This window comes from Brevundimonas sp. BH3, assembly GCF_045345115.1.
Lineage (GTDB): Bacteria > Pseudomonadota > Alphaproteobacteria > Caulobacterales > Caulobacteraceae > Brevundimonas.
Genome location: NZ_CP150796.1, coordinates 1553394 through 1566539 on the forward strand (window position 1 = coordinate 1553394; position 13146 = coordinate 1566539).

General features: G+C 57.7%; 14 protein-coding genes. 11 read left to right on the top strand and 3 right to left on the bottom strand.

Annotated features, from left to right (window positions below):
- Positions 1-115: 115 nt before the first annotated feature.
- Positions 116-766: an alpha/beta hydrolase gene (locus WEU32_RS07405; RefSeq protein ID WP_312813255.1), complete on the bottom strand. Its 651-nt coding sequence runs from the start codon at positions 764-766 to the stop codon at positions 116-118.
- Positions 767-926: 160 nt separating this feature from the next.
- Between WEU32_RS07405 and WEU32_RS07410 the strand changes: the two genes are divergently transcribed.
- From WEU32_RS07410 to WEU32_RS07460, 11 genes are read left to right on the top strand one after another with little or no spacing between them, the layout of a single operon-like run.
- The gene (locus tag WEU32_RS07410; protein WP_312137277.1) at positions 927-1385 is read left to right on the top strand and encodes an Rrf2 family transcriptional regulator; all 459 of its coding nucleotides are present in this window, start codon (positions 927-929) and stop codon (positions 1383-1385) included.
- A complete protein-coding gene (locus WEU32_RS07415) occupies positions 1386-2522 on the top strand; it encodes a cysteine desulfurase family protein (RefSeq protein ID WP_406851445.1) in 1137 nt (378 codons plus the stop codon).
- A 3-nt stretch (positions 2523-2525) separates the two neighbouring features.
- Complete coding sequence (sufB, locus tag WEU32_RS07420) at positions 2526-3992, top strand: Fe-S cluster assembly protein SufB (protein WP_312137273.1); 1467 nt, start codon at positions 2526-2528, stop codon at positions 3990-3992.
- Positions 3993-4006: 14 nt separating this feature from the next.
- A complete protein-coding gene (gene sufC / locus WEU32_RS07425; RefSeq protein ID WP_406851446.1) occupies positions 4007-4756 on the top strand; it encodes a Fe-S cluster assembly ATPase SufC in 750 nt (249 codons plus the stop codon).
- The gene (gene sufD, locus WEU32_RS07430; RefSeq protein WP_406851447.1) at positions 4753-5766 is read left to right on the top strand and encodes a Fe-S cluster assembly protein SufD; all 1014 of its coding nucleotides are present in this window, start codon (positions 4753-4755) and stop codon (positions 5764-5766) included. Before sufC ends, sufD begins: the two co-directional genes overlap by 4 nt.
- Positions 5745-6986: a cysteine desulfurase gene (locus WEU32_RS07435; RefSeq protein ID WP_312137267.1), complete on the top strand. Its 1242-nt coding sequence runs from the start codon at positions 5745-5747 to the stop codon at positions 6984-6986. Before sufD ends, WEU32_RS07435 begins: the two co-directional genes overlap by 22 nt.
- A 5-nt stretch (positions 6987-6991) precedes the next feature.
- Positions 6992-7390, top strand: coding sequence for an SUF system Fe-S cluster assembly protein (locus WEU32_RS07440; protein WP_167178224.1), 399 nt, complete (start codon positions 6992-6994; stop codon positions 7388-7390).
- A gap of 17 nt (positions 7391-7407) precedes the next feature.
- Positions 7408-7803: an iron-sulfur cluster assembly accessory protein gene (locus WEU32_RS07445; protein WP_167178225.1), complete on the top strand. Its 396-nt coding sequence runs from the start codon at positions 7408-7410 to the stop codon at positions 7801-7803.
- Positions 7800-8807 carry a methionine ABC transporter ATP-binding protein gene (locus WEU32_RS07450; protein WP_312137261.1) on the top strand — a complete coding sequence of 336 codons (1008 nt, stop codon included), beginning with the start codon at positions 7800-7802 and terminating at the stop codon, positions 8805-8807. The genes WEU32_RS07445 and WEU32_RS07450 overlap by 4 nt, the downstream gene beginning before the upstream one ends.
- On the top strand, positions 8807-9463 hold the full coding sequence (locus WEU32_RS07455) for a methionine ABC transporter permease (protein ID WP_312137259.1): 657 nt from the start codon (positions 8807-8809) through the stop codon (positions 9461-9463). Before WEU32_RS07450 ends, WEU32_RS07455 begins: the two co-directional genes overlap by 1 nt.
- A gap of 19 nt (positions 9464-9482) precedes the next feature.
- Positions 9483-10304 carry a MetQ/NlpA family ABC transporter substrate-binding protein gene (locus WEU32_RS07460; RefSeq protein WP_406851448.1) on the top strand — a complete coding sequence of 274 codons (822 nt, stop codon included), beginning with the start codon at positions 9483-9485 and terminating at the stop codon, positions 10302-10304.
- Between the two features lie 31 nt (positions 10305-10335).
- Here WEU32_RS07460 and WEU32_RS07465 read toward each other — a convergent pair whose 3' ends face one another.
- The gene (locus tag WEU32_RS07465; RefSeq protein ID WP_312137257.1) at positions 10336-11406 is read right to left on the bottom strand and encodes a GGDEF domain-containing protein; all 1071 of its coding nucleotides are present in this window, start codon (positions 11404-11406) and stop codon (positions 10336-10338) included.
- Positions 11407-11483: 77 nt separating this feature from the next.
- Positions 11484-13031 carry a DEAD/DEAH box helicase gene (locus WEU32_RS07470; RefSeq protein ID WP_406851449.1) on the bottom strand — a complete coding sequence of 516 codons (1548 nt, stop codon included), beginning with the start codon at positions 13029-13031 and terminating at the stop codon, positions 11484-11486.
- Positions 13032-13146: the final 115 nt, after the last annotated feature.

The following is a 13146-nucleotide window of genomic DNA, read 5'->3' on the forward strand; positions in this document are numbered from 1 at the left end:
AAGGCGCGCTTCACAAAAGAAGCGCGCCCTTTATATTGCACCTTGTTGCCCCTCAAGTCGCGAGCCCCCGCGGGGCGAGCATAGAGGCGCGATGGCCTAGCCATCGCTTCCGGCATTAAGCCGGCTTTTCTTCCAGACGTTTGTCCAGATAAGCGCCGACGCGACGTTCAACAGCGTCCATGTGATCCTGCCAGAAGTGCGAAGCACCTTCTTCCAATTCATAGTCGATGATTATGCCTTTTTGGGTGCGCAGCTTGTTGACGACGCGCTCGACCTCAACGGGCGGAACAACCGTATCGTTTGTGCCGTGAAGGAACAGACCCGATGCAGGGCAGGGGGCGAGGAAGCTGAAATCGTACATGTTCGAGGGCGGCGATACCGAGATGAAGCCGTCAGTTTCAGGACGACGCATCAGCAACTGCATGCCGATATAGGCACCGAACTGGTAACCGGCGACCCAGGTCTGGGTCGCGGCAGGGTTGTTGGCTTGCAGCCAGTCCAGAGCGGTTGCCGCGTCGGCCAACTCGCCAATGCCGCTGTCGAACTCACCTTGAGACTTGCCGACGCCGCGCGAATTATAGCGCAAGGTTGCAAAACCACGCTCTACGAACAGCTTGTGCAAGGTAACTGCCACAGGGTTGTTCATGTGACCCGCCGCCTTGGGGTGCGGGTGCAGGATCAAAGCGATCGGCGCGTTCGGGCGTTTGCCCGGCGAATAACGGCCTTCAATACGGCCTGCTGCACCTGGAAGGATGACTTCGGGCATGAATCGCGGATCCCCTGTCGTTCAATATGTATTTCATCGCAGCCGAATACTTGACTAGCAAGGTAGGACTTTCTAAGTCCCAACACGCTACGCATTCGCCTGTAAGGGCGGGGGTTCTACCACAACAACCCTGAAAAGCGTGCTTTTTTTGAGGGTATTGATGCGCCTTTCTACAAAGGGACGTTATGCCGTGATGGCAATGGCCGATTTGGCGCGTAATGGCGCGGATCGCGCTGTGTCGCTTGCCGAGATCGCCACGCGTCAGGAAATCTCGCTTTCCTATCTCGAACAACTGTTTGCGCGTTTGCGTAAGGCCGAACTGGTCAAGAGCGTCCGTGGACCGGGGGGGGGCTATCGACTGGCCCGTTCGTCTGCCGAAACCTGGGTGGCCGAGATTGTTCTTGCGGTTGACGAGCCTATTCGTGCAACGCGCTGTGCCGAGCATGGCAAGCCCAATGGCTGCATGCTGCGCGGTGAACGCTGCATCACGCATAATCTCTGGGAAGACCTGGGCGCTGAAATCCACCGCTATCTGGCCAGTGTGTCGCTGGAAGATGTTGTGTCCAATAATTTGCGTAACCGCCGCACCGATGTAGCGGCGCAAGTGGCGGCTGAATAAATGGCAATCTACCTAGACTATAATGCCACGGCCCTTGTGCGACCCGAAGTGCGCGAAGCCGTGGTCGAGGCCATGACGCCCGGCGGTAACCCGTCCGCAGTGCATGCTCTAGGCCGCAAAGCCCGGGCGCGTATCGAAAACGCACGGGCGGCAGTGGCCGAACTGGTCGGTGCTGATCCGACCTCCGTTATCTTTTCATCGGGCGGTACTGAGTCAAATGCGCAGGCCATCGCCAGTGCCGTTGCGGCGGGCTATGAACGTGTGATCGTCAGCGCGACCGAGCATCCTTGCGTATCTGAAGCAGCGATCCATTGCGGTGTTCCGGTCGAGGTTATGCCGGTACTTTCGAATGGTGTGGCCGATCTGGAATGGCTGAAGGTAGCACTGGAGAGGGGGGGGCGTGCCTTTGTGGCCCTGCATCACGCCAACAACGAAAGTGGAGTGATCCAACCGGTCGCCGAGGCGGCGGCGATGGTTCATGCGGCCGGTGGCTGGATGCATGTGGATGCGATCCAGACTCTCGGGAAAATCCCTGTCGATATTCGTGAATTGGGTGCCGATACTCTGACCCTGTCTTCCCACAAGATTGGCGGGACGCAGGGCGTGGGTGCGTTGGTTGTCGCGGAAAACCGCTCGGCGATCCGTATCGTTCATGGTGCGGGTCAGGAACGTGGTCTGCGGGCCGGCACCGAAAACGTACCGGGCATTGCCGGTTTTGGTGCGGCTGCACACGTTGTTATCCAGGAAATGGCTTCGGGCGTGGATCACAGCCAATGGCGTGATGCCGCCGAGGCTCGCGTTAAAGCCGCGGGCGCTACGATTGTAGGCGAGGGCGCACCTCGCCTGCCTAACACTCTATTCATGGCCGTTCCCGCTTGGGATAGCCCGCAACAGTTGATCACTCTGGATTTGGCAGGGGTAATGATCTCAGCCGGTTCGGCTTGCTCTTCGGGTAAGGTTAAGCCGTCAAAGACCATGCTCGCCATGGGAATGGATGATCTGGCGACGGGTGGTGTCAGGATTTCAGGTGGTTGGGGCACGCAGGAAAGCGATTGGATTCGCTTTGCTGATGTGTGGGTCACTGCCTATGAGAAGCATGTGTCGCGTCTGGCTAAAGACGTGAAGGAAGTCGCGTAAGATATGGTTGCTGTTAAAGAAACTGTTGATACGGTCGCGGAGCTGGAGCGGTACAAGTACGGCTTCACCTCCGAGGTCGAGCAGGAATTCGCTCCTAAGGGGCTGAACACCGATATCATCCGTTTCATCTCCGAGAAAAAGGGTGAACCGGAATGGATGCTGGAATGGCGTCTGGCCGCCTATGAGCGTTGGCTGGCGATGGAAGAGCCGACCTGGGCGGCGGTGAAGTACGATCCGGTCGATTATCAGGACCTGTATTATTACGCTGCGCCCAAGACCAAGGAAGGCCCCAAGTCGCTGGATGAAGTCGATCCGGAACTTCTGGAAATCTACGCCAAGCTGGGCATTCCGCTGAAAGAGCAGGAAGTGCTAGCCGGTGTTCAGGGCGCGCCCAAGGTGGCCGTGGATGCTGTGTTCGACAGTGTTTCGGTCGTGACTACCTTTAAGGAAGAACTGGCCAAGGTCGGCGTGATTTTCATGCCTATTTCCGAGGCCTTGCGCGAGTATCCTGATCTTGTACGCAAATATCTGGGTACGGTCGTTCCTGTTTCTGATAACTATTTTGCGGCCCTGAACAGCGCCGTATTTTCGGATGGCTCGTTCGTTTACATCCCGCCGGGCGTTCGCTGCCCGATGGAGCTGTCGACCTATTTCCGTATCAATGCTTCGCAGACTGGTCAGTTCGAGCGCACGTTGATTATCGCCGACAAGGGCTCCTACGTTTCGTATCTGGAAGGCTGCACAGCTCCGATGCGCGACGAGAACCAGCTTCACGCCGCTGTCGTTGAGATCGTGGCGCTGGACGATGCCGAGGTGAAATACTCGACCGTCCAGAACTGGTATCCGGGCGATGCCGAGGGCAAGGGCGGCATCTACAACTTCGTGACCAAACGCGCGGATTGCCGTGGTGACCGCTCCAAGGTGTCGTGGACACAGGTGGAAACCGGCTCGGCGGTGACGTGGAAATATCCGTCCTGCATCCTCAAGGGTGAGGAAAGCTCGGGCGAGTTCTATTCGATTGCCATCACCAATGGACATCAGCAGGCCGATACCGGCACCAAGATGATCCATCTGGGCAAGAACTCGAAGTCGCGCATCATCGCCAAGGCCGTTTCGGCGGGCAAGTCGGACTCGACCTATCGCGGTCTGGTTTCTGTGCATCCCAAGGCGACGGGCGTTCGCAACTTCACCCAGTGCGACAGCTTGCTGATCGGCAAGGAGTGTGGCTCGCACACCATTCCGTACATCGAAGCCAAGAATGGCTCTGCCCAGATGGAGCACGAGGCGACGACGACCCGTCTGTCGGAAGACCAGCTCTTCTACGCCCAGCAGCGCGGCCTATCGGAAGAAGAAGCCGTGGCCCTTCTGGTCAATGGTTTCGTTCGCGATGTGCTGCAAGAACTGCCGATGGAATTCGCCGTTGAGGCGCAAAAACTCGTAGCCATCAGCCTCGAAGGCTCAGTCGGCTAAAAAGAAGAATTACAATGCTTAAGATTGATAACCTTCACGCTTCTGTTGAAGATAATGCCATCCTCAAAGGCCTGTCACTGCAAGTTCCGGCGGGCGAGGTTCACGCCATTATGGGCCCGAACGGCGCGGGCAAGTCCACTCTTGGCAACACGATTGCAGGGCGCCCCGACTATGAGATTCTTCAAGGCTCGGTGACATGGAACGGTGTGGATCTGCTGGAGCTTGATCCTGCGGCGCGTGCGGCGGCTGGTGTATTCCTGTCGTTCCAGTATCCGGTCGAGATCCCTGGCGTTCCGGGCCTGACCTTTGTGCGCACGGCTATGAACGCCCAGCGTCGTCAGCGCGGCGAGGACGAGATTTCGGCACCGGCTTTCCTCAAACTGGTCAAGGAAGCGGCGAAGAGCCTGAAAATGGACTTCGACATGCTGAAGCGTCCTCTCAATGTCGGCTTCTCCGGTGGCGAGAAGAAGCGCATGGAAATCCTGCAGATGGCCATGCTTGAGCCATCGCTGTTGATCCTCGATGAAACGGATTCCGGTCTGGACATCGATGCCCTGCGTATCGTGTCCGAAGGCGTCAACGCCCTGCGTCGCGCCGACCGTTCCATGCTGGTCATCACCCACTATCAGCGCCTGCTGGACTATATCAAACCGGACAAGGTCCACATTCTGGTCTCTGGCCGTATCGTGGCCTCGGGCGGTCCGGAACTGGCTCTTGAGCTTGAGGCGGAAGGGTATGACAAATACCTGCCGAACGCCGCGTGAACGCCATTGCCCGTTTTGATCTGAACGATATTGCGACCTATCCGTCGCGTCGTGTCGAGGCGTGGAAATACAGTGACTTGGCGCGCATTCTTCGTGAGGTGCCAAAGCTTTCCGGTGCGGTCGATGTAAAGGGTTCAGGCCCGTTTGTGTCCTTGGGCGGAGAAGTTCTGTCACTGGCCAATGGTCACGGCAGCATCGAATATTCGGCTGCGGATCAGGCCACGGTTCAGGTCCGTCTGGTATCCTATGCCGAGGCCACGGGCCACACCGCCCGTGTGTCGATCAAGGCCCAAGCCGGTGCCAAACTGCTGCTGTTGGAAAGCCACGAGGGCAGGGGCGATTATGTCGCCCACAACCGCATTGATATTGATATCGCGACGGGTGCCGAAGTGACCCGCATCGTCTTGATTGACGAGCCGGAACTGGCTGTGTCTGTCACCGAGGCCGAGGTGAACTTGGCTGCGGGTGCGAAATACCGCCAGACCGTGCTGACGACCGGCGCAAGGCTGCAACGCTTTGAAACCCGCCTGGCACATCATGCCCATGGCGCAGATGCCCGCATGGATGGCCTGTATCTGCTGAAGGGCGCTCGACATACCGACCTGACCTCGGTTGTCGATCATCTGGAAGCGCATGGCACAACCAGCCAGTTGACCAAAGGCGTGGCCCGCGAAACTTCGCGCGGCGTGTTCCAAGGCAAGATCGTCGTACAGCGTGGCGCAGACGGCACCGATGCCCGTATGGCGCACAACGCGCTTATCGACGGCGAACGCGCGGAAATCGACGCCAAGCCCGAGCTGATCATCTATGCGGACGAAGTCCAGTGCGCGCACGGCAATACGGTCGGTACGCTCGACGAGGCGGCTCTGTTCTACATGCAGGCTCGCGGTATCACGGCCGAAGAAGCCCGTGCCCTGTTGACCGAGGCCTTCCTGAACGAAGTGGTTGATCGTATCGAACAGGACGATGTGCGGGAGGTTGTTACGCAATGGCTGACGGCACGTCTGTAAAACCGGCATTTGATGTGGCGGCGGTTCGGGATCAGTTTCCGATCCTGAAGCGCCAGATCAATGGCCGTCCGCTGGTTTATCTGGATAATGCGGCCTCGGCGCAAAAACCGCGTGTCGTCATTGATCGTCTCGTTTCGGTGATGGAGAACGGCTATTCCAACGTCCATCGTGGCCTGCATACCCTGTCAAACGAGGCCACCGAGGCCTTTGAGCAAGCCCGCGAAATCGTTGCCCGTTTCTTGAATGCGGAAAGCTCCGAACAGATCGTGTGGACCAAGGGCGGCACCGAAGCGATCAATCTGGTCGCCAACGGGATCAGTCTGGATATCCGCGAGGGTGACGAGATCATCGTCACCGAGATGGAGCACCACTCGAACATCGTACCGTGGCATATACTGCGCGAACGCAAAGGCGCTGTTCTTCGCTGGGCACCGATCCTTGATGATGGTTCGCTGGATATGGAGGCCTTTAGAGGCCTGCTGAACGAACGCACCAAGATGGTGGCGGTCACGCACATGTCGAATGTGCTGGGCACGATCAATCCGGTCGCCGAGATCACCCGTCTGGCCCACGCCGCCGGTGCGCGTGTGCTGGTTGATGGGTGTCAGGGCGCTGTCCACGCGATACCCGACGTTCAGGCCATCGGCTGTGACTACTACGTCATTACCGGCCACAAGCTGTTCGGCCCCACCGGCATTGGTGCCCTTTATGGCACCATGGAAGCTCTAGAAGCCCTGCCGCCCTATCAGGGTGGTGGCGAGATGATCGAGACGGTCGAAAAGGAACGCATCGCCTATGCGCGTCCGCCGCACCGCTTCGAGGCCGGAACGCCGCCTATCCTGGAGGCGATCGGTCTGGGCACGGCACTGGAATGGCTGTCGGGGTTTGATCCGGCGGCGATCCATGCCCATGAACAGGCGCTTTACGACCGTGCGGCACAGCGTTTGGGCGAACTGGACTGGGTACGCATTCTAGGGACTGCCGAAGGTAAAGGCTCAGTTTTGGCCTTCACGGTCGATGGTGCCCATGCCCACGATGTGGCGCAGATTATGGACCGTTACGGTGTCGCCGTGCGGGCTGGATTGCACTGTGCCGAGCCATTGGCCAAACGTCTGGGTGTAACTTCAAGCACGCGGGCTTCGTTCGCCCTATATAATATTCTGGAGGAGGCAGATGCCTTCGCCGACGCGCTGATTAAAGCGCGCAACTTCTTTGTGTGACGATCATGGACGCCAAGACTGACAACGCGATCACCGAAAGTGCCGATTTCGCCGCGACGTGGGACGAGCCGCAAAAGAGCGCCCTGTCGCAAGCGGAACTCGACAAGCTGACCGATGATCTGATCACGGCGCTTAAAACCGTCTATGATCCTGAAATTCCAGTCGATATCTACGAGCTGGGACTGATCTACCGCGTCGATGTGAACGACGACAAGGATGTGGTCGTGGACATGACGCTGACGGCTCCCGGCTGTCCGGTTGCGGGCGAAATGCCGGGCTGGGTCGAAGCGGCTGTGATGACGGTCGAGGGGGTACGTTCCGCGCGCGCCAACCTGACCTTTGATCCGCCGTGGGATGCCTCCAAGATGAGCGACGAGGCCAAACTGGCCCTCAACATGTTCTAGGCTCGGGATTTATAACCATGAGTGAAATCCAGACCTCTGTCCGTCCGCGTAGACCGCGCCCCAAGGCCGTAAGCCTGACGGACGCAGCGGCCGCTCGCGTACGCGAACTGATGGCCAATGCAGATCGTCCGATTGTGGGCCTGCGTGTGGGTGTTAAGAACGGTGGCTGTGCCGGTCAGGAATACACCTTTGCCTATGCGGACAGTATCGAGCCGATGGACGAGGTGGTTGAAGACAAGGGCGCGACGGTTCTGATTGAACCCAAGGCGATCTTGTTCCTGATCGGTTCGGAAATCGATTTTGTGACAACACGTCTGTCGTCCAAATTTGTGTTCCGTAACCCCAACGAGACTGACGCCTGCGGTTGCGGCGAGAGTGTCACCATTATTCCGGCAGAATCCGACAACGCATGATCCGTCTAGAAGGCGTCACCCGCCGTTACAGCAGCCGTGCGGGGGACCGCGTGGCGCTGGATAATGTTGATCTTGAAATCGGTCGCGGCGAGATTTTTGGCGTCGTCGGTCGCTCGGGGGCAGGCAAGTCCACACTGATCCGCACGATCAACCGTCTGGAAACGCCGGACGGGGGCAGGGTGATTGTCGATGGCGAGGATATCACGGCTCTTGATGCCAAGGGCCTGTTAAAGGCCCGTCGCCGCATCGGCATGATTTTTCAGCATTTCAACCTGCTGAATTCCAAAACCATTGAAGCCAATGTGGCGTTTCCGCTGATGCTGGAGGGGCGCCCCAAGGCCGAGATCACGGCGCGTGTAGCCGAGCTTTTGGCGCAGTTGGGCCTCGCCGAACACGCCAAAAAATATCCAAGGCAGTTATCGGGCGGTCAAAAGCAACGTGTCGGTATTGCCCGTGCTCTGGCTTGTGGGCCGCAGGTCTTGCTGTGTGACGAAGCGACCAGTGCGCTGGATCCCGAAACGACCGAAGACATTCTCAATCTGCTGGACCAGTTGAACCGCGAACTGGGTTTGACCATCGTTATGATCACCCACCAGATGGAGGTGGTACGCCGCGTCTGTGATCGTGTGGCAGTCCTGAAGGACGGCAAGGTGGTCGAGACAGGCCGGACGGCAGATGTTTTCCTGAATCCGGCCCATCCCGTTACGCAGGCCATGCTGGCAGAGGACGATGACGGTTTTGATGCCACCATGGCCCCTGTGGGCGGACAGATGGCGCGACTGACCTTCCGTGGCGCTTCGACCTATGAGCCGGAATTGAGCCGCGTCGCGCGTGAAACAGGTGTCGACTACTCGATTCTTTCCGGCCGCATCAGCCGTATCCGCGGCGAACCTTGCGGCCAGCTTCTGGTCGTCTTTACGGGCGGCGATGCCTCTGCGGCCATGTCGCGATTGGCTGAAAATGGTGTGGCTGTTGAAGCTATCCCGAACAGGGAGACACGCTGATGTTTGCCAATGTAAACTGGCTGGAGGTCGGCAAGGCCAGTATCGACACATTGCTGATGCTGGCAGGCTCGCTGACGCTGACGGTGGCGATCGGTATTCCGTTGGGCGTGCTGTTGTTCTTGTCGGGCAAGGGCAGGCTGGCGGCTAATCCTGTGGTCAACGCTGTGCTGTCGTTTGTCGTAAACGTGCTGCGTTCCTTGCCTTTTATCATTCTGCTGATCGTCATGCTCCCCCTGACCATGTTGCTGGTGGGCACCTCGCTCGGGGTGCTGGGCGCTATTCCGCCTCTGGTGGTAGGAACTGCTCCGTTTTACGCGCGACTGGTCGAGAATGCGCTGCGTGAAGTCGATCACGGGGTTGTCGAGGCGACACAGGCCATGGGAGGATCTACCTTCCAGATCGTTACGCGCGCTCTCTTGCCTGAAGCTTTACCGGGGATTATCGCCGGTGCCACTGTGTCTGCGATCGCATTGGTCGGTTATACGGCCATGGCAGGGGTTGTCGGTGCAGGAGGATTGGGCGACCTTGCTGTTCGTTTTGGTTATCAGCGCTTCCAGACCGATGTGATGTTTGTCACCGTAGTTCTGCTGCTGGTACTTGTTCAAATTCTACAGATGCTTGGCGACTGGCTAGTGGCTAAAGTCTCGCATCGCTGACTTACATTCGAGGCTTTTCATGTTCGCTCGCCGCTCCTTTTTGCTAAATGCTGCTGCATTGGCTGCTGTCGGTTTCATCGCAGCCTGTGGTGGTAACAAAGAAGCGGTTGCGCCGGATGCATCCAAGCCTTTGCGTGTCGGCGCGACGGCGGTTCCGCATGCCGAGATTTTGGAAATCGTCCGCCCGTTGTTGGCTGCTGAGGGAATTACCCTGGATATCAAAGTCTTCAACGATTACGTTCAACCCAATGTTCAGCTGCTCGAAAAGCGTCTGGATGCGAACTATTTCCAGACTGAACCTTATTTGAAAGAGTTCAATACGGCTCGAGGCGGCGATCTGGTCACGGTGGCGGGGATTCATGTTGAGCCATTGGGTTTTTATTCCAAGAAGCACACCAAATTAGCTGACTTGCCAAATGGTGCAGAGATTGTTCTGCCGAACGATGCGTCCAATACGGGCCGTTCTCTACTGCTCCTGCAGTCTGCTGGTTTGATCACCCTTAAAAAGGGTGAGAATCCGCTGCAAACCGTTGCGGATATTCAGGATAACCGTAAAGGTCTGACGTTCCGCGAAGTAGAGGCCGCGACGATTCCGCGTATCCTGCCTCAGGTTGATGGCGCTGTAATCAACACCAACTATGCGCTGGACGCTGGACTCAGCCCACGCGTGGATGCCCTGTCTCTTGAGGGCGCGGACAGCCCTTATGTAAACTATCTGGTGGCGCGTCCTGACAACAAGGATGACCCGCGCGTGGTCGCACTAGCCAATGCGCTACGCAGCGAAGCGGCGCGTGCCTTTATTGCTCAGAAATATCAGGGCGCGGTTATCCCTGCCCAATAGGGTGCAAACAACCAAGGTTGTGACCACAGTATTAGACCGTGGTCACAACCCTGGGTTTCGATGTCGCTTCTGCGCTGGTCGTACGGTTTCGTCCGGAGCGTTTGGAGACATAAAGTGCGGCATCTGCACGTTCCATAAGCTCGAACGGTGTCTCTTCCGGCTGTCGTGTCGCATAGCCGGTAGAGATGGTCACAATCCCTAGGTCATCATTTGTAGAGCGACGGCGCAGCGCGCGCGAAGCAATGTCAACGCGTAGGGTGTTCAGGATATTTTCGATCTGAACGGCGTTCTCGTCCGTAAAGGCGATGACAAATTCCTCGCCGCCATACCGGGCGCTGACACGCGTGGGTGTGGTGATGCGCGCAATCGCACTGGCCACATAGCGTAGAACCTGATCGCCGGTCTGGTGTCCCCAAGTGTCATTGAAGCGCTTGAAATGATCGATATCGACAACGGCCAGACTGACGATACTACCGGTTTTGTCTGCTGATGAGCAGAGAGCGACCAGCTTTTCGTCAAAGGCTTTGCGGTTGGGGAGATTGGTCAACGCATCCGTCATGGCATCACGGCGAACCTGTTCAAGGTGCGTCCGCAACTTGTTGACTTCGGTGTGGGAAGATTCGAGGCGTTTTTCGAGCACGACCGTATGGCGCTGGATACGGCGCGTCGCTTTGGAGAGCATTCCCACCAACTCTGCCAGAGGATTGGTGGGGATGCTTTGATCCAGTTGATCCTTGGCGTCTGACAAGGTGTCGGCGTACTGGATCTGAATCTCCCTAGCCTTGTCGATCGCAATGGCCACTGCTGCTAGTTCGCGGTTTAAAACCACACCAGCATCACGGATTTCTTCGGACAAACGACTACGAGGAAGGAACTCTGTCGCCAGCGATTCTGAAACAGCGTCTGTGAAAGTCGTGTGAATCTCGAGCAGACGTCGCATTTCCTGTGACAGCGGGCTGTCTGGTGTAGAAATGAAATGTAGCCAAAGTTCATAGTTTAGCGGCGTCGGCCAAACCTTGGCGGCCTCCATGGCCTCAAGTGCCTGGCCAGCTAGAGCGTAGGCTTGAGGGCCTCGAACGGCTGTATCTACATGCTCACTCATCGGTTCCCCCCGACTACTGCAGGTTTAACCTAGGGAAAATGCGTAACCCGCAGGTTAAGTCAAAGACAAATCTTGTATCAGTTTGGCAGGAGGACCGGACGGCGCAGGAATGCAGGGATTTCGTCACCGAACGCCGTGCTTGTCTGGACGAGATCCATTGCTTTTTCTGCGTCGGAAGATGACTTGCGGTTGTGTCGTCCGCGTTGACGTGAGGGCTTGTCCGCCTTCGGGCTGAGATCATTTGCTTCTGTTTCGATAGAAACAGTTTCACAGGCTTCAACGACGGCTTCCGGCTTGCGGCGCGAGCGTGAACGACGCGAACGTCCTTCTTCTGATTGTTCGGCTACAACAGACGGGGCAGCTTTATCATCTGACGAGGTTTCGACAGGCAAGGCTTCCAGGTTGGCGGTCTTGGTTTCGCGGCTGCGGTCGCGACGGCCACGGTCTGGGCGGCCTTCGCTGCTGCGCGAACGGTCGTTGATAGTGGTGAAATCAATCTCGTCCAGAGGCAGTTCGACCGGCTCTTTCTTGATGAGTTTGAGAACCTTGTCGAGTGACTTGTCATCCGACGGGGTCACGATCATGAACGCATCGCCCGTGCGACCAGCGCGGCCGGTGCGGCCGATACGGTGGACATAGTCGTCGGCATGGTGTGGCACGTCATAGTTAAAGACGTGGCTGACCGCAGGGATGTCCAGACCGCGTGCGGCCACATCCGAAGCGACAAGAAGTTTCAACTCGCCGTTACGGAAGTCGGCCAGCGTCTTCATGCGCAGAGCCTGATCTAGGTCGCCATGAATTGGAGCGGCATTGAAACCGTGAACCGCGAGCGACTTGGCAACAATATCCACGTCAGACTTGCGGTTACAAAAAACGATACCGTTTTGGACGTCCGAACGTTCGATCAACATGCGCAGGGCCGTGCGCTTAGCCTTCGGATCAGAAACGGGCAGACGGGTAATATGCTGGGTGATTGTATCGGCGGTCTGGGCCGGACGCGAAACCTCGACACGGGTCGGGTCCTTCAGGAACTGCTGCGTCAGACGAGTGATTTCGGGCGGCATGGTGGCCGAGAAGAACAGGGTCTGGCGGCGGGGGGGTGTCAGTTTGAAAATGCGTTCGATGTCGGGAATGAAGCCCATGTCCAACATGCGGTCAGCTTCGTCCACGACCATGATTTCGACGCCGGTGAGCAGGATTTTTCCGCGATCGAACAGGTCAAGCAGTCGGCCCGGGGTTGCGATAAGGACGTCCACGCCCTTGTTCAGCATAGCCACCTGATCGCCCATCGAAACGCCGCCGATCAGCAGCACCCAGTTCAGGCGAGTGCCCTTGGCGTATTTGGCAAAATTTTCAGCAACCTGATCGGCCAGTTCGCGGGTAGGGCACAGTACGACAGCACGAGGCATACGGGCGCGGGCGCGACCACTTGCCAGACGATCAATCATCGGCAGGGTAAATGCAGCCGTTTTTCCGGTACCGGTTTGCGCAATCCCGAGGACGTCACGCCCGACTAGCGCCACAGGAATGGCTTGAGACTGGATTGGTGTGGCTTCGGTATAGCCTGTTTCGGCAATGGCTTGCAGGGTCGTGGGCGATAGGCCCAGCTTGGAAAACTCGGTCATAGAGTCCTGATTGGACAGAGGATAACGTCAACGACGTCTTTAGCTGACGGAGCCGCCCCTCGTGGGCGAGCGGGCGGCGCGCATCGCCAATCCTGCTCCGAGCTTGGGGCGGTAT

Coding starts and splice junctions, on each gene's coding strand:
- WEU32_RS07465 (WP_312137257.1), bottom strand. CDS start 11,406: ATGAGTGAGCATGTAGATACAGCCGTTCGAGGCCCTCAAGCCTACGCT.
- WEU32_RS07405 (WP_312813255.1), bottom strand. CDS start 766: ATGCCCGAAGTCATCCTTCCAGGTGCAGCAGGCCGTATTGAAGGCCGT.
- sufC (WP_406851446.1), top strand. CDS start 4,007: ATGCTTAAGATTGATAACCTTCACGCTTCTGTTGAAGATAATGCCATC.
- sufB (WP_312137273.1), top strand. CDS start 2,526: ATGGTTGCTGTTAAAGAAACTGTTGATACGGTCGCGGAGCTGGAGCGG.
- WEU32_RS07470 (WP_406851449.1), bottom strand. CDS start 13,031: ATGACCGAGTTTTCCAAGCTGGGCCTATCGCCCACGACCCTGCAAGCC.
- WEU32_RS07460 (WP_406851448.1), top strand. CDS start 9,483: ATGTTCGCTCGCCGCTCCTTTTTGCTAAATGCTGCTGCATTGGCTGCT.
- WEU32_RS07435 (WP_312137267.1), top strand. CDS start 5,745: ATGGCTGACGGCACGTCTGTAAAACCGGCATTTGATGTGGCGGCGGTT.
- WEU32_RS07445 (WP_167178225.1), top strand. CDS start 7,408: ATGAGTGAAATCCAGACCTCTGTCCGTCCGCGTAGACCGCGCCCCAAG.
- WEU32_RS07450 (WP_312137261.1), top strand. CDS start 7,800: ATGATCCGTCTAGAAGGCGTCACCCGCCGTTACAGCAGCCGTGCGGGG.
- WEU32_RS07410 (WP_312137277.1), top strand. CDS start 927: ATGCGCCTTTCTACAAAGGGACGTTATGCCGTGATGGCAATGGCCGAT.
- WEU32_RS07455 (WP_312137259.1), top strand. CDS start 8,807: ATGTTTGCCAATGTAAACTGGCTGGAGGTCGGCAAGGCCAGTATCGAC.
- WEU32_RS07415 (WP_406851445.1), top strand. CDS start 1,386: ATGGCAATCTACCTAGACTATAATGCCACGGCCCTTGTGCGACCCGAA.
- WEU32_RS07440 (WP_167178224.1), top strand. CDS start 6,992: ATGGACGCCAAGACTGACAACGCGATCACCGAAAGTGCCGATTTCGCC.